The sequence below is a fragment of the Pseudomonas sp. SJZ077 genome (assembly GCF_007993905.1).
Classification (GTDB): Bacteria; Pseudomonadota; Gammaproteobacteria; order Pseudomonadales; family Pseudomonadaceae; genus Aquipseudomonas; species Aquipseudomonas mandelii.
On sequence record NZ_VIUJ01000017.1, the window covers coordinates 59,362 to 76,910 of the forward strand.

17 protein-coding genes are annotated in these 17,549 nt (G+C 60.8%); 7 read left to right on the plus strand and 10 right to left on the minus strand.

The window, feature by feature from the left end:
• Positions 1-21: 21 nt before the first annotated feature.
• Complete coding sequence (xopAW, locus tag FBY01_RS23070; RefSeq protein ID WP_145309684.1) at positions 22-870, plus strand: EF-hand domain-containing protein; 849 nt, start codon at positions 22-24, stop codon at positions 868-870.
• A 109-nt stretch (positions 871-979) separates the two neighbouring features.
• Here the strand turns inward: xopAW and FBY01_RS23075 are convergent, their stop codons facing one another.
• The 10 genes from FBY01_RS23075 to FBY01_RS23120 all read right to left on the minus strand — a co-directional run bounded on the left by FBY01_RS23075 (position 980) and on the right by FBY01_RS23120 (position 9,765).
• Positions 980-2,035: an AI-2E family transporter gene (locus FBY01_RS23075; RefSeq protein WP_010457056.1), complete on the minus strand. Its 1,056-nt coding sequence runs from the start codon at positions 2,033-2,035 to the stop codon at positions 980-982.
• A 68-nt stretch (positions 2,036-2,103) separates the two neighbouring features.
• Complete coding sequence (locus tag FBY01_RS23080; protein ID WP_145309685.1) at positions 2,104-2,910, minus strand: DUF4892 domain-containing protein; 807 nt, start codon at positions 2,908-2,910, stop codon at positions 2,104-2,106.
• Positions 2,911-2,918: 8 nt separating this feature from the next.
• A complete protein-coding gene (locus FBY01_RS23085) occupies positions 2,919-3,578 on the minus strand; it encodes a glutathione S-transferase family protein (protein ID WP_077749213.1) in 660 nt (219 codons plus the stop codon).
• A 50-nt stretch (positions 3,579-3,628) separates the two neighbouring features.
• On the minus strand, positions 3,629-4,483 hold the full coding sequence (locus FBY01_RS23090; protein WP_083375956.1) for an alpha/beta hydrolase: 855 nt from the start codon (positions 4,481-4,483) through the stop codon (positions 3,629-3,631).
• Positions 4,480-5,370 (minus strand): alpha/beta fold hydrolase, encoded by an 891-nt coding sequence (locus FBY01_RS23095; protein WP_370654446.1) that lies wholly within the window; start codon positions 5,368-5,370, stop codon positions 4,480-4,482. The genes FBY01_RS23090 and FBY01_RS23095 overlap by 4 nt, the downstream gene beginning before the upstream one ends.
• A gap of 202 nt (positions 5,371-5,572) precedes the next feature.
• Positions 5,573-6,016: a hotdog fold thioesterase gene (locus FBY01_RS23100; RefSeq protein ID WP_145309687.1), complete on the minus strand. Its 444-nt coding sequence runs from the start codon at positions 6,014-6,016 to the stop codon at positions 5,573-5,575.
• Between the two features lie 31 nt (positions 6,017-6,047).
• Positions 6,048-7,715: an AMP-binding protein gene (locus FBY01_RS23105; protein ID WP_145309689.1), complete on the minus strand. Its 1,668-nt coding sequence runs from the start codon at positions 7,713-7,715 to the stop codon at positions 6,048-6,050.
• A gap of 192 nt (positions 7,716-7,907) precedes the next feature.
• Positions 7,908-8,363 (minus strand): phosphohistidine phosphatase SixA, encoded by a 456-nt coding sequence (sixA, locus tag FBY01_RS23110; RefSeq protein ID WP_145309691.1) that lies wholly within the window; start codon positions 8,361-8,363, stop codon positions 7,908-7,910.
• Positions 8,360-8,707: a DUF4389 domain-containing protein gene (locus FBY01_RS23115; protein WP_010457073.1), complete on the minus strand. Its 348-nt coding sequence runs from the start codon at positions 8,705-8,707 to the stop codon at positions 8,360-8,362. The genes sixA and FBY01_RS23115 overlap by 4 nt, the downstream gene beginning before the upstream one ends.
• A gap of 32 nt (positions 8,708-8,739) precedes the next feature.
• Positions 8,740-9,765, minus strand: a complete 1,026-nt coding sequence (locus FBY01_RS23120; RefSeq protein ID WP_010457075.1) for an NAD(P)H-dependent glycerol-3-phosphate dehydrogenase — start codon at positions 9,763-9,765, stop codon at positions 8,740-8,742.
• A 196-nt stretch (positions 9,766-9,961) separates the two neighbouring features.
• Between FBY01_RS23120 and FBY01_RS23125 the strand changes: the two genes are divergently transcribed.
• The 6 genes from FBY01_RS23125 to FBY01_RS23155 all read left to right on the plus strand — a co-directional run bounded on the left by FBY01_RS23125 (position 9,962) and on the right by FBY01_RS23155 (position 17,480).
• Positions 9,962-12,085, plus strand: coding sequence for a TonB-dependent siderophore receptor (locus FBY01_RS23125; RefSeq protein ID WP_145309693.1), 2,124 nt, complete (start codon positions 9,962-9,964; stop codon positions 12,083-12,085).
• Complete coding sequence (locus FBY01_RS23130) at positions 12,086-13,018, plus strand: ABC transporter substrate-binding protein (protein WP_145309695.1); 933 nt, start codon at positions 12,086-12,088, stop codon at positions 13,016-13,018. It begins immediately after the preceding gene.
• On the plus strand, positions 13,015-14,916 hold the full coding sequence (locus tag FBY01_RS23135) for an ATP-binding protein (RefSeq protein WP_145309697.1): 1,902 nt from the start codon (positions 13,015-13,017) through the stop codon (positions 14,914-14,916). Before FBY01_RS23130 ends, FBY01_RS23135 begins: the two co-directional genes overlap by 4 nt.
• Before the next feature lie 248 nt (positions 14,917-15,164).
• Entirely contained in the window at positions 15,165-15,680 is a 516-nt protein-coding gene (gene fabA / locus FBY01_RS23140) for a 3-hydroxyacyl-[acyl-carrier-protein] dehydratase FabA (protein WP_008148022.1), read from the plus strand.
• Positions 15,681-15,691: 11 nt separating this feature from the next.
• Positions 15,692-16,912, plus strand: coding sequence for a beta-ketoacyl-ACP synthase I (gene fabB / locus FBY01_RS23145; protein WP_010457084.1), 1,221 nt, complete (start codon positions 15,692-15,694; stop codon positions 16,910-16,912).
• A 379-nt stretch (positions 16,913-17,291) separates the two neighbouring features.
• Positions 17,292-17,480 carry a hypothetical protein gene (locus FBY01_RS23155; RefSeq protein ID WP_010457086.1) on the plus strand — a complete coding sequence of 63 codons (189 nt, stop codon included), beginning with the start codon at positions 17,292-17,294 and terminating at the stop codon, positions 17,478-17,480.
• Positions 17,481-17,549: the final 69 nt, after the last annotated feature.

Below are 17,549 nucleotides of genomic sequence, written 5' to 3' on the forward strand. Positions count from 1 at the left end.
CCATTCCAGGGAGTGAGTCCAATGATTGGTAGTGTCAGCAACTACACGAGCTATACCAGCACCAGCAGTGCCTCGACCAACAGCGCCCGCAGCCAGCAATTCCAGAAAGAACTGTTCGCCAAGCTCGACAGCAACAGCGACGGCGCGGTGGATCAGGGCGAACTTGAAAGTGCCCTGTCGCAGAAAACCGATGACGGCCTGCTGGTCAGCCTGAGCAAAAACTTTGGTGATCTGGACAGTGACGACAGCGGCAGCTTGAGCAGCGAGGAAATGGCGGCAATGGCACCGCCGCCACCACCGCCGCATGACCAGGCACCCAACACCGAACTGGCCGACGCGCTCGTCAGCGCCCTGGACGCCGACGGTGACGGCGCCATCAGCAGCGACGAATTGAGCAACGGCCTGAACAACGCTGGCAGCAGCGCCGACAGTACAGAAATCTTCTCGGCCCTGGACAAGAACCAGGACGGCACCGTCAGCAAGGACGAACTCGCCGCCAGCCTGACCCCGCCGCCACCACAGCAGCAGGTGTCCAGCGAAGAATTGTTCAGCCAGCTGGATACGGACAGCGATGGCAGCGTGACCGCCACCGAACTGAGCAGCGTGCTGCAGGCCAGCAACAGCACCTCATCGACCAGCACCGACACCAGCGCTGCGTTGCTCAAGGAGTTGGACAGTGACGGCAGCGGTGAGGTCAGCAGCGATGAACTGAACGCGGCGCTGCAAGCAGGTCGCGAGAAAACCAGCGACAACTCCACCGCTCAATTCAACGTCAATGAAGCGCTGAACAAAATGATCGCCAACCTGAGCAAGCAGTATTCGCTCGATAACGTGGCGAGCGTGGGTAAATACTTGAACGTATCGACCTGAGTCAAAAGCTTCGCGAGCAAGCCCGTTCCCACAGTGGATCTGCGCCCTTCACAAATCCCCTGTGGGAGCGAGCCTGCTCGCGATGAGGCCCTCAGCCCCGCCGAAAATCTCAGGGCCGGCGATCGTCTACCCGCGCATGACTCTTGCTCCAGTCCGTCAACAGACTGTACGCAACCGCCAGCAACGTAGGCCCGATGAACAGCCCGATAAACCCGAACGCAATCAACCCGCCAAACACGCCGAGCAACACGATCACCAATGGCAGATTCCCGCCCCGGCTGATCAGGTACGGCTTCAGCACGTTGTCGACGCCGCTGATGATGAACGTGCCCCAGCACCCGAGGAACACCGCCATCCCGTACTCACCCTTCCAGGCCAGCCACACGGTGGCCGGAATCCATACCAACGGTGGCCCCATCGGAATCAGACTGAGCATGAACGTCACGATGCCCAGCACCAGCGCCCCGGGCACCCCGGCAATCAGGAACCCGATCAATGCCAGGACCGCCTGCGCCGCCGCTGTGCCGATCACCCCGTTCACCACACGCTGCACCGTCCCGGCCACGAGTTCGATGTAGTACCCGGCGCGATCACCGATCAGGCGCTCCAGCAGCCCATGGACAAACGCCGCCAGCCGCGGCCCGTCACGGTAGAAAAAGAACACGAACACAATGCTCAATGTCAGCTCGAGAATCCCGCCGCCAATCTGCGCACTGCGTGCCAGCAGCCAGTTGCCGACCTGACCCAGATACGGTTTGACCGCCACCATCATCGCCGCGCCTTGCTCATCGATGCTGTTCCAGATCACCATCAACCGCTCGCCCACCAAAGGAACGCCGCCCAGCCAGGTCGGTGCTTCGGGCAAACCGTCCATCTGCACATCCTTGATGAACGCAGTGGCATCACGCACGTGATCCGCCAGGTTGAACCCGAGCCAGACCAGCGGCACCGCCACCAGCAACATCCAGCCCAGTGTCAGCACCAGCGCGGCCAGGGATTCCCGGCCGTTGAGCCAGCGGGTCAACAACCGCATCAGCGGCCAACTGGCGAACGCCAGCACCGCGCCCCAGAACAAGGCCGACCAGAACGGCGCCATCACCCAGAGGCTCGCGCCAAACAGCACCAGGAGCAGGATCTGCACCAACAGCCGATCGTTATTGAGCATGTAGGTTCTCGAAAAAATCAGTCAACAAAGAGCAGGCAAACGCGCCAGCCGCGTTTGCCTGATGAAGCTTATCGCAACAGTTCGATGTGCAGGCCAGGGCTTTTGGCGCTGCCGGTTTCCATTCGCGCCGCCCGCACGCCCTGCCCGATCAGCGCCTGGCGCCACGCTTCGGCGTTTGGCCCGGAAACACTGACCCGCAAGGTGGTGTCGAGGTTCAAGCCGCGAGAAATGAGGCGCAGCCAGGTGGCATCAGGATCGGCGCTCAATGTGGGGAAATCGAGTTCGCCCGTGCTTTTCAGCTCTCGCAGCAAGGTCGCCGACGTCGGCAGCAAATCACCCAGCGGCGCGGCAGCGTCGAACTGCTCGACGTGCAGGTAGGCTTTGCGATTGCCGCGAGTGATGCTGTAAAGCGCCACCAACGTATTGTCCCGGGGCGCCGCGAGACGCAAGAGCAAGTACGCCTGTTGATCGTCGGCACCGTACAACTTGGCGTTCCCAAAGACCTCATTGGCCCAGAGGCTGCTTTCACCGCAATCACGTGCCTGACACCAGAACAGCAAGCCGGCACCCTGCTCTTGCAACGCTTCACGCGCGGCAGTGAAGGCGTCGGTTGACGAATGCTCCGGCGGCAACTCATAGGTCACCGATGTCGCCGTTCCCCGGGCGCTGACCTGACCATCGAAGCGCAACTGGCCGCTGATCTTACGGATCGAACCCAGCGGATAAATCCGCTCGAGCTCAACGCCGGGGCGATAGTCGACGATCTGCGCGTCGGCCATGCGCGGCACGATCGGCAAGTCCTGACTGCCCGGGACATCGGCGGCAAATAACAAGGGACTGAAACAACACAGCACCAGCACATTGAATGAACGCATGGATAGACTCATCGGATCAGCATGGCCTGGGCACCCTTGACGACACTGGCATCATCGAAGCGCTCGGGCACCAGCAAACCACGCTGGACCGCCGGACGCGCTTCCATGGATGCCATCCAGCGCTGCAAGGCCGGCAAACCGTCAACCTCGACGCCCGACCACTCATGGCCACGCACCCACGGATAGGTGGCAATGTCGGCAATGCTGTACTCGCCCGCCAGAAACTCCACGGCTTGCAGGCGAGTATCGAGCACCTCATAGAGGCGACGTGTTTCATGTTGATAGCGGTCGATGGCGCCCTGGAGTTTTTCTGGAAAGTAACGGAAAAACACGTTGGCCTGCCCCTGCATCGGCCCGATCCCACCCATCTGGAACATCAGCCATTGCAGGACGACCGAGCGCCCTTTCGGGTCCTGGGGCAGCAATTTGCCGCCCAGCTCAGCGAGGTAAATCAGGATGGCGCCGGATTCGAACACGGCAAAATCGCCGTTGGCGCGGTCGACAATGGCCGGAATCCGGCCATTGGGATTGATCTTGAGGAAGTCCGGTGACTTCTGTTCCTTTTTGTCGAAACTCAAGGCGTGCACCGTGTAGGGCAGGCCGAGTTCCTCGAGCACGATAGAGACCTTGTGGCCATTCGGGGTCGCAGCGGTGTAGAGATCTATCATGGTTGTCTCCCATTTCAACCCGCCCAGCCTCGACAGTTGCCCGGCGCAAGTCAAGGAACGGCGAAGAACCGATTGAAACAGTCTGCGACAAGGTCGGCGCCGGGTTCGTCATTCAGGTGCAAATGATGGCCGCCAGGCAGCTGTTCACGGCTAAAGGGTAGACGCTCCAGCAACTCGGGATGTTTGGCGAGCATGCCGTCAGCTGCTACCACCAAAAACGCAGGGCAACTGACCCGCTGGACGAAGGCCATCGCCTGTTCGGTTGTCAGACGCAGGGGCGATGGCAGCGTGAGTCGGTTGTCAGTGCGCCAGGTGTAACCGCCCGGCACCGGCATGAGTCCACGCTGGGCCAACAGCTCGGCGGCTTCGCGACTGACCGCCACCAGGCCTTTCATGCGTGCCTCGATGGCTCGATCCAGGGTGTTGTAGACCGGTTTGCGCTTTTCCCGCAGATCCAGCTGGGCTTGCAGGGCCATGCCCATGCGTTCGGCGGCATTTTCGCCTTTGTCTGTCGGAGGAATGATGCCGTCGATCAACGCCAGATGCGTGACACGTTCCGGCATCGACCCGGCAATAATCAACGAAGCGATCGCCCCCATCGAGTGCCCCATCAGTGCAAAACGCTTCAGGCCCAACTGCTCGGCGACTTGCAGCACGTCGTGAGCGTAGTCCCACATCGCGTAACCGGCGCCGGTCGGGCGATGCCCGGAATGTCCGTGACCGGCCATGTCGAGGGCGATGATGCGCAGGCCTTTGAGCTTCGGTGCCAGCCGGGCGAAGCTGTTGGCGTTGTCCAGCCAGCCGTGCAGGGCGATCACCGGCAGGCCGTCTTCGGGACCGAACAGGTGCGCGGCCAGCTCGATGTGCGGCAGGCTCAGGCGAACTTCTTCGACAACGTGGCTCATGCGCAATCCTGTTGGCGACGACCTTCCCAGCGGCTGAACAGGTTTTTCAGCAGCGTGGCGGTGTCTTGCGGACGTTCGAGGGGGAACATGTGGCCACCCGGCATGGTCAGGGACTCACCCAGCGGCATACGCCCGACGGAGCTTGCATGGTGACGCATCACCACCCGGCTCTTGTGCCCGCGCACCACCGCCAGCGGCACTTTCAACTGGCGTGCCTGGCCTGGACTGGTGTGCGGGACGCCACGGTAGATGCTGATCTCCGTGGCCGGGTCGAAACGCAGGCGCAGCTTGTCGCCGACTTTTTGCAAACCGTGTTGCAGGTAAGCGTCGAAGCACTCGGGATCAAAGCTGCGGAACAGGGTTTTGCCGGCGAAATAGAGCCGTGCCGCGTCCAGGTCAGCGAACTCTTCCCGGCGCCCCAATGTACGGCCGGCGGGGGTCAGGCGGTCGATGAAACCGAAACGCTTGGCCGCACGGATCACCCATTGATCGGCGCGGGTCAGCACCGGCGAATCGAGCATCACCACGCCCCGATACAGTTCAGGGCAACGCAACGCCGCGTGCAGGTGCAGCACGCCGCCGAAGGAATGGCCGACGCCCCAGACCGGCTCCGGTTGCTCTTTGAGGTGATGGATCAGCTCATCCACCAGGTTGCGCCAATTGTCGTCCGCCGGAAAACGCGGATCGTGGGCGTGCTGTTCCAGATGCGTCACCTGGTACTCGGGCGCCAGCGCCGCGAACAACTTGCCGTAGGTGCCCGAAGGAAAGCCATTGGCGTGGGCGAAAAATATCTGTTGCGACATACCGGCAAATCCATGAGCGAAAACAAGGGTTGATTGTCCGTAAGACGCGAGGCGGCGGCAATGACTGTAAGTGCCAGGAATGATGACAGTCCGGTCAGGGGCATGAGCATTCAGACATCGCCGAACCCTGTGGCGAGCGAGCTTGCTCGCGTTCGGCTGCGCAGCAGGCCCAAAACCGGTGCACGCCGCGAGAGGCGTGCCGGCAAGGGCTGCTGTCGCAGCCAACGGGAGCAAGCTCCCTCGCCACAGGTAATCATCGGGCCGGAAGATGTGGTTCGCTCGACAATCAGCGGGCCGGTGGATTCTCGCCCAACGGCACGACCGCCATGGTCAACCGCGACACGCAACTGGCCTTGCCCTCGTCACTGCTCAAACGGATATCCCAGACATGAGTCGTGCGCCCAATGTGAATCGGCTTGGCCACTGCCGTCACTCGCCCGCTGCGCAATCCGCGCAAGTGATTGGCGTTGATTTCCAGACCCACACAATAGAATTTGCTGGCATCGATGCACAAGTAACTGGCCATGGAACCGACCGTCTCGGCCAGCACCACCGACGCGCCGCCGTGCAGCAAACCGTAAGGCTGGTGGGTGCGGTGGTCGATGACCATGCTCGCGGTCAGGGACTCGTCATCAAAGGCTTCGAAGCGAATATCCAGCACTTCGCCAATAGTGTTTTTCTGGATTACGTTCAACTGCTCGACGTCGGGAATGGTACGCCACAGACTCATCTTGCTTTCCTTTGTTGGTTTTATTGGTGGCTCAATCCTGCCACAGCACCGTCTCGCTGCGCTCGCTCCATTCTTCGAACCGAGCGCCGTAAGACGCTTCGATCACGTTGCGCTTGATCTTCAGGGTCGGTGTCAGGAAGCCGTTTTCCACCGCCCAACTGTCCTTGACCACCACCAACTGGCGCAAGCGTTCGTGTTTGTCGAGGCCGCCATTGACCTCCTCCAGCAGCTTTTCCAGGCTTGCATGCAACCCTGCCCGCGCCGTTCCCCCGGCGTCCTGCTGACCGACCGCCGAGAGCACGCACAACCCCAGCGGCGCACTCAAGCCATCACCGACCACGCACACCTGTTCGATCCGCGAATGCACCGCCAGCCGATTTTCGATCGGTGCCGGCGCGACGTATTTGCCTTTGCTGGTCTTGAAGATCTCCTTCAGTCGCCCGGTCAGGCGCAGGTTGCCTTCGGCATCTTGTTCGCCCTTGTCGCCGGTGCGCAGGAAGCCGTCCTCGGTGATGGTTTCTGCGGTTTTCTCGGGCTCCTTGAAATAGCCAAGCATGGTCGCACCGCTGCGCACCATGACTTCGCCCGAATCGGCGATCCGCACTTCAACCTCCGGGCAAGGCTTGCCGATCCAGCCGGGTTTGTTCTCGCCGGGCCGGCCGATGTGGGAGTAACCACAGCTTTCGGTCATGCCGTAGACCTCCAGCACATCCAGTCCAAGCTTGCGGTACCACAACAGCAAGGTCTGCGGCACAGGCGCGGCGCCGGACAACGCCACGCGCAACGCATCCAGCCCCAACCCGACGAGCACTTTGTGCCCGACCCGTTTGCCGATAAAGGGCAGGCCGAGCAGGAAGTCGAGGCGTTTTGCCGCAATCTTGCTGTACACGCCCATCTGGAATTTGGTCCAGATCCGCGGGACGCCGAACAACGCGGTCGGCCGCGCGCGCTGCAAATCGGTGAGAAAGGTGTCGAGGCTTTCGGCAAAGAACACGGTTTGCCCGGTGTAGATCGACGCCAGCTCGACGAACATCCGCTCGGCGACATGGCACAGCGGCAGGTAAGACAGCAGTCGATCCGACTCGTTGAGACCGAACAGCTGAGTGCCGCGCGTGGTGGCAAAGCCCAGATTGCCGAAGCTGTGCATCACGCCTTTGGGCACCCCGGTGGTGCCGGAGGTGTAAATGATGGTCGCCAACTGGTCGGCGGACGGCTTGGGATCGTCCTGGATCGGTGAGCTCTTTTGCAGATCGGCCCAGCTGTAATCGAAGGTGCCGGGCGGATGCAATGGCAGGCTGATGGTCGGCAGATCGGCACTGACCCCGCGAGACATGCCTGGCCAGTCATCGAGCTTGCCGATGAACGCCAGCGCCGCTTCCGAGTGTTCGAGCACTTGCGCCACCGACTCGGCGGTGAGGTTGGGGTACAACGGCACCGAAACGTGCCCGGCCATCCAGATTGCCAGGTCGGCGATGATCCAGTGCGCGCAGTTTTTCGAAATCAGGGCGATATGGCTGCCTTGGGGCAGTTCGCGTGCGCGCAGCCAATGCGCGGCGCAGCGAACCTGATGGCCGACGTCGGCCCAGGTCAGGGTCTCGACGTGTCCGCCGCCGGTAGGTTGGACCAGAAATCGCTGGCGGGGATGACGGGCTTCACGCTCGTAAAAGACGTCCAGCGGCAAACGAAAAGCAGCAGACATGCGACTCGCTCCTTTATTTTTGGTCTGGAGCAAGCGTAGTCAACCAAGCGGTTGCTTGGTTGACTATTTCACACAAAATCCCGCAACACCGCCGCCCCCTGTAGGAGCGAGGCTTGCACGCGAAGGGCTTTCAACGACGGCAACAGCTTCGCGGGCAAGCCTCGCGCCTGCAAAAAGCCAAAGCAAATGCGGTTACGGGTGTTTGATGCTGTTGAGCTTCATCGAACCTATCAGCAGTTCAGCGTTCTCGAGCTCGGCCAGGCCAGCGGTGCTGACCCTCTCTGGTGGATAGCCGGCGCCATGCTGCAAGTAACTCAACAAGTTCCCCACCAACGGGTTGTGACTGACCAGAAGGACGTCACTCACCGACACGAGTTGCTCGGCCACCTTGTCTGGATCAGTGTCCGGGGTCAGCCACTCGACAGTGCGAATCTCCGGTTCGAAACCCAGCGCCTCGCGCACCAGCTGCGCGGTCTCCTGCGCTCGCAGAAACGGGCTGGCATAGATGGCTGTAATCGGCTGACCGATCAGTTCAGCAGCGATGCTCAGCACCTCTGAACGACCATGTTCCGTCAGTGCGCGCTCCGAATCGTGTGGTTTGGAACCGTGTGGCTCGGCTTCACCATGACGCAATACCCAGAGTTTCATAGTTTCGGCTCCTCATCTCGGGCCGGATGTGGCGCTGGCGGCACGGCGTGCGGCGCTTCGCCTTCCGGTGTACGCGGCGTCGGCCAGTCGGCGAACGGCCAGGGTTTCTGGTCGCTGTGGAAGGTGCCGAAACGACCGATCTGCGCCAGGAACTGGCTCAGGCTGTCGCCGAAGTTCATCAGGCTGGCGCTCGGGGCGCCATAAATCAAACGATAGATCAGTTGCACCAGCACCACCGCCCCCAGGATGAACTGCGCCACTTGCCAGACCAGCAAGAAGACGATCATCCATAACACCCGCAGCAGAATGGACTCGTAGGTGGCCTCTGTTTTCGGATCGTTCATGTGCAACTCCCTGCTTTATCTCGAAAGCGTGATCAGTTGAAACCGCTGGTGGAAATGAAGTCCACATCGGTTTTGGGTTCGCCGCGCATCAACAGTTCAATCACTTGATTGAGCGTGCGCCCTTCGAACAGAATCGCGTGCAACCCGGCGACCAGCGGCATATAGACGCCCACTTCCTGAGCCTTGGCCTTGAGCACCTTCAGCGTGTTCACGCCTTCGGCGACTTCGCCCAGGCGGGTCACCGCCTCTTCCAGGCTCAACCCCTGGCCGAGGGCAAACCCGACCTGGTAATTGCGGCTTTTCGGCGACGAACACGTGACGATCAAGTCGCCCACGCCAGCCAACCCAAGGAAGGTCATCGGGTTGGCGCCCTGATTCACCGCGAAGCGGGTCATTTCCGCCAACGCCCGGGTGATCAGCATGCTCTTGGTGTTTTCACCCATGCCAAGCGCCACCGCCATGCCGGCGATGATCGCGTACACATTTTTCAGCGCCCCGCCCAACTCCACGCCGAAGCGGTCGGCGCTGGCGTACACGCGAAAGGTCCGGCCATGCAACGCCTCCTGGACCCGCTGGCAGAGTTCTTCGTCTTCGCTGGCGACCACGGTGGCGGTCAGGGCGTGCTCGGCGATTTCACGGGCCAGGTTCGGCCCGGACAGCACGCCGATGCGCGCTTGCGGGGCGATTTCTTCGAGGATCTCGCTCATCAGCTTGAACGTGTGGGCTTCGATGCCTTTGGTCAGGCTGACCAGCAATTTGCCGCTCAACCGTGCGGCGTGCGGAACCAATACCGAACGCAGCGCGCTGGACGGCAGCGCAACAAAGCACAGGTCGCAAGCGTCCAGGGTCGCTTGCAAATCAGTCACCGGTTCTACCAGGGGAAGAATCTTGATGCCTTTGAGGTAACGCGGGTTTTCGCGATTGACCCGCATGGACTCAGCCTGCTCGGGGTCACGCATCCACTGCCGGACCTGATGCCCGTTCTCGGCCAACAGATTAGCCACGGCGGTACCAAAACTTCCGCCTCCCAGGACCGCAATTGGGCGCTGTTCAGTCATATGCAATCCGTTAATCCATACCAGTGGCGATGTCGGCATTATACGGAGCGTCCCAGTGGCGGCCAGCCCCCGTATCAATTACCGGCACTTGTAGGAAGAAGACCAATAAATCCTAGGAAAATGCCGGCATCGTGAATGGAAAAGTCGAACAGCTCGGTTAACATGCGCGCCATCTCATCGTTATCAAGGACGTTTCGTGTCGTTTGGCTCTCCTTCACCCTCCTCTCCGCTGGTTCTGGCATTGCTTTTCAGCTCGCCATTGCTGGCCGACGACTTGTTCCTCGACAACGAATCGCTGCCGCAAGTGCTCACGGCCACCCGCCTGAAGCAGTCGCCGGCCGCAGTCCCGGGAAGCATGACGGTGATCGACAGCGAATTGATCAATGCCAGCGGTGCACGGGACATCAGCGAATTGCTGCGCCTAGTGCCGGGCATGATGGTCGGCAATATCAGCGGTAATCAGGCGGCGGTGAATTACCACGGCACCAACGCCACGGAAGCGCGGCGCATGCAGGTGCTGATCGACGGCCGCTCGGTGTACCGCGCTGGCCTGGCCACGGTGGACTGGAGTGATATCCCGGTGGCCATGGAAGACATCGAGCGCATCGAGGTTTTCCGCGGCCCCAACACGGTCAGCTACGGCGCCAATGCGTTGATGGCGGTGGTCAACATCATCACCCGCAACCCGGCCGACAGCCACGGCACGCGGATGAAAGTCACCCGTGGCCAGCGCGGCATCGATGATTTTTACGCCAGCCAGGGTGTGGGCTGGGACGGCGGCGACCTGCGTCTGTCACTGTCCGGCCAGCAGGACGACGGCTTCGACACCGACAGCAACGGTGCTGATTATCGCGACAGTCGCCGCTTGAACCGCTTCAACCTTGCCGTCAGCCAGACCCTGAGTGAAAACCAGAGCATCGACTGGCAGTTGAACGCCAAGGACGGAACCAACCAGCGGCCTTATACCTACCGCCCGGTGTTCTCCGGGATTACCGCAGCCGGGAACAATTCCGACGTCGTTGCCAAGGACTACGCCGGTTCGTTGCGCTGGAACCTGGACATCAATCCTGATCACAGCCTTTATATCCAGGGTTCGGCTCAGCACTGGGACCGTCAGCAGACCTGGCGCGCCTGTGATGCGGAAGTTTCGTTCAGCCCGCAACTGACCGAGCTCTGGCAGCTCAACCCGAACTACACCGAACGCCTGGCGCGCAACATCGAGCGCTTCACCGGTCCCGGCGCGCCGGCCGGCACGGCGGCGGAACAAGCGCTGGGCAATCAAGTGCTGGCGCAATGGCGCAACGGTGCCCGGCAAACCCTCTGTGGCGACATCGACCAGAGCGCCCGGGAAACTCGCTACGACCTGGAACTGCAAGACACCCTCAGCCTGTCCGACAGTCTGCGACTGGTCAGCGGCATGAACTATCGTTACGACCGGGCAAATTCCGAGACCTACTTCAATGGCACGCTCGACGACACCACTTGGCGCGCATTCGGCCAACTCGAGTGGCGCGCCACCGAGCACTGGTTGCTGCAGGGCGGCGCCATGTTCGAAGACACGCAATTGACCGGCAGCTCGCTGACCCCGCGGGTAGCGGTCAATTACCTGATCAACCCGCGTCACGGCTTGCGCGCGGTGTATTCGGAAGCCATCCGCTCACCGGACATGTTCGAGAACAACGTCAACTGGAGTTACCAGGTGACCAACCTGCGGCCCAGTGCCTACGGCCAGACCAGCGCCCGGTATTTCGTCAAGACCCGCGGCCCCGGCGACCTCGAACAAGAACGCATGCGCTCGCGCGAGCTGGGCTACAACGGCTACTTCGCGGAGCTTGGGCTGACGGTCGATGTGAAACTGTTCTACGACGAAATCAGCGGCATGATCAGCGAACCCCTGCGCAACAATCAGTACATCGCCAGCAATTCCAACAGCTCGCGCTTCAAGGGCACGGAAACCCAGCTGGACTGGCGCCTGAGCAGCGCCGACCGGCTGCGCCTGACTTACGCCTACGTCGACGCCGAGGCGAGCAACCCGCAGGATGAGCGACTGACGGCGCGCAACAGCGGTTCCGCCGGTTGGCTGCGCAACTGGGGCCACGGCTGGAACAGCGCCCTCTTCTATTACGGGGACGACGCCCTCAACGGTTACCGCTTCGAACGCGTCGACACGCGCATCGCCAAACGCATCGGCCTGGGCAAGGCCAATCTGGAACTGGCCGGCGTGCTCCAGCAGCGCCTCGACCATCAACCCACCACCTTCGTCGACAACAACTATGACGAGCGTCGGGTGCTCTACTTCAGCGCGGAGCTGACGTTTTAAATGCTGCATCGCCTGTCGCGGAAGTCGCCAACCCTTGGCCGCCTGCTGGCAGGGGTGTGCCTGGTGTTTGCCGGCCTGCTTGGCAGCCTGACGATTCAGGCCGCCGACATTCTGCTGACCGGCGCCGAAGACAGCCCGGGCGTGCAATCCTTTGTGCAGGCGCTGAGCGGCATGCGCCCGGCCGACAGCGTTCGCTTCCAAGTACTGGACAGCTTGCCGAGGCCGGGTGCACTACCCGGCGATACCCGTTTGATCCTGCTCGATCTGCCGAGCCTCGATTGGCGCCTGCAAGAGACACAAGGCCCGCCGACGCTGGTACTGCGCATCAGTCGCCTGCAAGCCCATCATCGTTTCGGCGCTGACTTTCCATCGCACCTCAGCCTGCTCTGGAGCGATCCGCCGCTGGATCGGCAATTGCGCCTGACCCGGCTCATCCTGCCCGAGGCCCGACGCATCGGCGTGCTGTACGACAGTCACAGCGAATTCCTGCTCAAGGAATTGCGGCTGTCGGCACAAGCGTTGGGCCTTGAAGTGATCGCCGAGCGATGGGACAACACCAACGACAGCCGCCCTTTACAGAATTTGCTGAAGAACTGCGACGTGCTGCTGGGCCTCGACGACGCCGATCTGTACAACCCGAAAACCGCAAAAAACCTGCTGTTGAGCAGCTATTCGCGACAACTGGCGCTGGTCGGCCCGAACGCTGCGTTCGTCAAGGCTGGTAGCCTGGCCAGCACCTACAGCGATCAGAACGATTGGCTGGAAGTGCTCGACGAATTGCTCGATCGGCCGCAGACAGGCTGGCCCCGTGCGTTGTATCCAAAACACTTCAAAGTGTTAAGTAATGCGCAGGTGGCTCGTTCATTGGGTATTGAACAGGTGACTGAAGCATTTGTCGCAGCACAGTTGGCCGAAGGAGAAAGCCGCCCATGACCTTCCGTCGCGGTTGGGACATCAACACCCGCACGCAGATCATCAGCCTCGGCCCCGCCCTGTTGCTGACGTTGCTGCTGATCAGTTTCTTCACCTTCGTGCGGATCCAGGACCTGCGCCAGGAGCTCAACCACACCGGCCAGCTGATCGCCAACCAACTGGCCCCCGCCACGGAATACGGGGTGATCTCGGGCAACAACGAGGTACTCGAAAGTTTGCTCAAGGCGACGCTGGCCACGCCCAACGTGCGCTTTCTCGAAGTCCAGGACAGCGCCAACCGGATTCTGGTGTACGTCGAGCAACCGTCGGAAACCCATGCCCGCTCGCATCAGGTCGAAGTGTTCCAGGCGCCGGTGCGGCTGCAACGGATCGCGCTGAACAATGATTTCTTCCAGGGCAGCAACGTCGCCAACACGGCCCCGCCCGAGGACTATCTGGGCCGGGTGATCGTCGGCTTGTCCAATGACGCCTTCAGCCAGCGTCAGCAGGAAATCCTGTTCAAGGCCGGGATTCTCGCCTTGTTCGCGCTGCTGTTTACCTTTCTGGTGGCCCGACGCCTGGCCGGCAGCCTGTCGCAGCCGATCCGCGACATCGGCCACGCCGTGAAGGCGATTCAGGAGGGTGATTACAAAACGCCGCTGCCGATCGTCGATGACACTGAGTTGGGCGCGTTGTCGCAGCACATCAATAACCTCGCGCAAGGCCTCGAGCAGGCCAGCCGTGAGCAGCAGCAGGCCATGGCGCAATTGATCCAGACCCGCGAAGAAGCGGAAAAGGCCAACAACGCCAAATCCGACTTCCTGGCGATGATGAGCCACGAACTGCGCACCCCAATGAATGGCGTGCTGGGCATGCTGCAACTGCTGGAAACCACCGACATGACCGAGGAGCAGATCGAGTATGCGGCGCTGGCTTCGGAGTCGACCGAACACCTGCTCAAAGTCATCAACGACATTCTCGACTTCTCGCGCATCGAGCGTTCTGAACTGGAGCTGGAACACATTCCGTTCAACCTCGCTGACCTGATCAGCAGCTGCGCGCAGTCGTTCCAGCACAGCGCGGCGCAACGCGGGCTCGATCTGGCCCTGGCGATTCCCGAGGACATGCGCGCCTTGCAGGTTCAAGGCGACCCGACGCGGATCCGGCAGATTCTGGTCAACCTGGTGGGCAATGCGCTGAAGTTCACCGAGCAAGGCCGCGTCAGTATCGAACCGCAATGGCAGTCACTGGATCACGAACTGCTGTGGTTCACCTGCACCGTGCGCGACAGCGGCATTGGCATCTCGGCCGAAAGCCTGGAGTTGATGTTCAACGCGTTCCAGCAGGCCGACAGTTCTATTTCAAGGCGTTACGGCGGCACCGGGTTGGGATTGCCGATTGCCCGCACCCTGGCCGAACGGATGGGCGGCACCTTGCGCGCCCAGAGCGAAGAAGGCCTGGGCTCGGTGTTTACCCTGGAAATTCCGTTGGCCCTTTATAAGCAGTCACTGCCGGAGTTGAAACCACGGACACAGAGCGGCGACGGCCATGGTGAAGGACGCAATATGCTGCTGGTGGAGGACAACCCGGTCAACCAGACGGTGATCGAAGCAATGTTGCGCAGTCTGGGCTTTACTGTCAGCGTCGCGACCGATGGCGCGCAGGCGGTGCAAAGCGCCAAAAGCCTGATATTTGAAGCGATTCTGATGGATTGCCGACTGCCGATCATCGACGGCTACGAAGCAACCCGCCAGATCCGCCTGCTCCCCGGCTGCGCAGACTTGCCGATCATCGCCCTGACCGCCAATGCCTTGCAGGGCGACCGTGAAGCGTGTTTATCAGCTGGAATGAACGATTACCTGGCCAAGCCCTTCAAACGCACTGATCTGCAGCAAATTTTGCAGCGCTGGGTGCAGTAGTACAGGCCTTTCGACCATCTGCGACTGGCGTGAAAGGCGAAAGTGCGGCAGTCTTAGGCACCCGAACAGGCCCGAAAAGGGGCTTGAATAATAATTTCAGTGCACAAGTGTACATTCATGTCCTTGGTGCTGTGACTTTCACCACAACGCAATAGTCTATGAGTAGGCTGCTGACTCGAGGCATGAACGCCTCGGTCGGCCGGGAAGATTTGCCCCACCCTGCCGCATGGGACTATTGAGGAGCTCGCATGACCCAACAAAACGCCTTTACTCGGGAAGACCTGCTGCGCTGCAGTCGCGGTGAGCTGTTCGGCCCGGGTAACGCACAACTGCCCGCCCCGAACATGCTGATGGTGGATCGCATCACCCATATCAGTGCCGAGGGTGGCAAGTACGGCAAAGGTGAATTGGTCGCCGAGCTGGATATCACTCCTGACCTGTGGTTTTTCGCCTGCCACTTCGAAGGTGATCCGGTGATGCCAGGCTGCCTGGGCCTCGACGCCATGTGGCAACTGGTCGGTTTCTTCCTCGGCTGGCAAGGTCTGCCGGGCCGTGGCCGTGCGCTGGGTTCGGGCGAAGTGAAATTCTTTGGCCAGGTCCTGCCGACCGCCAAGAAAGTCACCTATAACATTCAGATCAAGCGCGTGCTGAAGGGCAAGCTGAACCTGGCCATCGCCGATGGTTCGGTCAGTGTCGACGGCCGCGAGATCTACACCGCCGAAGGCCTTCGGGTCGGCGTTTTCACCTCCACTGACAACTTCTAAGGGTTATCCGCATGCGCCGCGTCGTTATCACTGGTCTGGGCATCGTATCGTGCCTGGGCAATGACAAAGAGACCGTCTCCGCTAACCTGCGTGCAAGCCGCCCTGGCATCCGGTTCAACCCGGAATATGCCGAAATGGGTCTGCGTAGCCAGGTTTCCGGCTCCATTGACCTTCCCCTCGAAGAGCTGATTGATCGCAAGATCTATCGCTTCGTCGGCCACGCGGCGGCGTACGCCTACCTGGCCATGAAAGACGCCATCGCAGACTCCGGCCTGACTGATGAGCAAGTCTCCAACCCGCGTACCGGCCTGATCGCCGGTTCCGGTGGCGCCTCCACGCTGAACCAGATGGAAGCGCTGGACATCCTGCGCGAGAAAGGCGTGAAGCGCGTTGGCCCATACCGCGTCACGCGGACCATGAGCAGCACCGTTTCCGCTTGCCTGGCCACACCGTTCAAGATCAAGGGCCTGAATTACTCCATCGCTTCTGCCTGCGCCACCAGTGCTCACTGCATCGGCAACGCCATGGAACAGATCCAGATGGGCAAGCAGGACGTCGTGTTCGCCGGCGGCGGTGAAGAAGAGCATTGGAGCCAATCGTTCCTGTTCGACGCCATGGGCGCACTGTCCAGCCAGTACAACGAAACCCCGGAAAAAGCTTCCCGTGCCTACGACGCCAAGCGTGACGGTTTCGTCATCGCCGGCGGTGGCGGCATGGTCGTGGTCGAAGAGCTGGAACACGCTCTGGCCCGCGGCGCGAAGATCTACGCGGAAATCGTTGGCTACGGCGCGACCTCCGACGGCTACGACATGGTCGCCCCAAGCGGCGAAGGCGCCATCCGCTGCATGCAGATGGCCATGTCCACCGTCGATACTCCGATCGACTACCTGAACACCCACGGCACCTCGACTCCGGTCGGCGACGTCGCGGAAATGAAAGGTGTGCGTGAAGTGTTCGGCGACAAGGCCCCGGCCATCAGCTCCACCAAGAGCCTGTCGGGTCACTCCCTGGGCGCCGCCGGCGTTCACGAAGCGATCTACTGCATGCTGATGATGGAAGGCAACTTCATGGCGGGCTCCGCCAACATCGAAGAATTGGACCCGGAAGTGGCAGACATGCCGATCCTGACCAAGACTCGCGAAGACGCCACCATCAACACCGTGATGAGCAACAGCTTCGGCTTCGGTGGCACCAACGCCACCCTGGTACTGAAGCGCTGGACCGGCAAGTAATACTCCGCCGTCTCGCAGCACACAAAAACGCCCCGACTGGTTCGGGGCGTTTTTTTATGCCTGAAAAAATGTGCACTGCGATGCTTTTTGTAGGAGCCAGGCTTGCCGGCGAAGGCGCACCGAAGGACGCTTTCGCCGGCAAGCCTGGCTCCTACAGATACCGTGTTCTACCAGCGAGATATTCACGGCAAACATGAAGCTTTTGTCATGAAACTCAATGCCCTGCGACCGAATGCCACGTGTTTGGCGGGCTGCAGGACTATTGTCGGTTTCGCAAAAATTCGTTACCGAACTCAGTCGTTTACTTAGCAGGCTAACCAAACATATAACAGAGTCCTGCACACGCCTTGCTGCAGATAACAGAGATTGGAGCTAGCAGATGACTGTAAAAGTAACTGAACGCGACGATTCACATAAATCCCATGAAGGCATAGCCGCCGGTATCCGTATCTGGGATGTACATCAACAAGACATGCTGGTGGGGATGTTTCATTCCGAAACCGACGCCCACAGCTACAAGGCTGAACTGGAAAAACAGGAGCAGCAACGAGCGCTCCGATCTGCATAAGCAATGACAGCATTGAAAACGACAAACCCCGCCATGAGCGGGGTTTGTCGTTGTTGAAGCCGTTAAAGG

Coding starts and splice junctions, on each gene's coding strand:
- FBY01_RS23115 (WP_010457073.1), bottom strand. CDS start 8,707: ATGAACGATCCGAAAACAGAGGCCACCTACGAGTCCATTCTGCTGCGG.
- FBY01_RS23085 (WP_077749213.1), bottom strand. CDS start 3,578: ATGATAGATCTCTACACCGCTGCGACCCCGAATGGCCACAAGGTCTCT.
- fabA (WP_008148022.1), top strand. CDS start 15,165: ATGACCCAACAAAACGCCTTTACTCGGGAAGACCTGCTGCGCTGCAGT.
- fabB (WP_010457084.1), top strand. CDS start 15,692: ATGCGCCGCGTCGTTATCACTGGTCTGGGCATCGTATCGTGCCTGGGC.
- FBY01_RS23155 (WP_010457086.1), top strand. CDS start 17,292: ATGACTGTAAAAGTAACTGAACGCGACGATTCACATAAATCCCATGAA.
- FBY01_RS23100 (WP_145309687.1), bottom strand. CDS start 6,016: ATGAGTCTGTGGCGTACCATTCCCGACGTCGAGCAGTTGAACGTAATC.
- FBY01_RS23080 (WP_145309685.1), bottom strand. CDS start 2,910: ATGCGTTCATTCAATGTGCTGGTGCTGTGTTGTTTCAGTCCCTTGTTA.
- FBY01_RS23090 (WP_083375956.1), bottom strand. CDS start 4,483: ATGAGCCACGTTGTCGAAGAAGTTCGCCTGAGCCTGCCGCACATCGAG.
- xopAW (WP_145309684.1), top strand. CDS start 22: ATGATTGGTAGTGTCAGCAACTACACGAGCTATACCAGCACCAGCAGT.
- FBY01_RS23120 (WP_010457075.1), bottom strand. CDS start 9,765: ATGACTGAACAGCGCCCAATTGCGGTCCTGGGAGGCGGAAGTTTTGGT.
- sixA (WP_145309691.1), bottom strand. CDS start 8,363: ATGAAACTCTGGGTATTGCGTCATGGTGAAGCCGAGCCACACGGTTCC.
- FBY01_RS23130 (WP_145309695.1), top strand. CDS start 12,086: ATGCTGCATCGCCTGTCGCGGAAGTCGCCAACCCTTGGCCGCCTGCTG.
- FBY01_RS23105 (WP_145309689.1), bottom strand. CDS start 7,715: ATGTCTGCTGCTTTTCGTTTGCCGCTGGACGTCTTTTACGAGCGTGAA.
- FBY01_RS23075 (WP_010457056.1), bottom strand. CDS start 2,035: ATGCTCAATAACGATCGGCTGTTGGTGCAGATCCTGCTCCTGGTGCTG.
- FBY01_RS23135 (WP_145309697.1), top strand. CDS start 13,015: ATGACCTTCCGTCGCGGTTGGGACATCAACACCCGCACGCAGATCATC.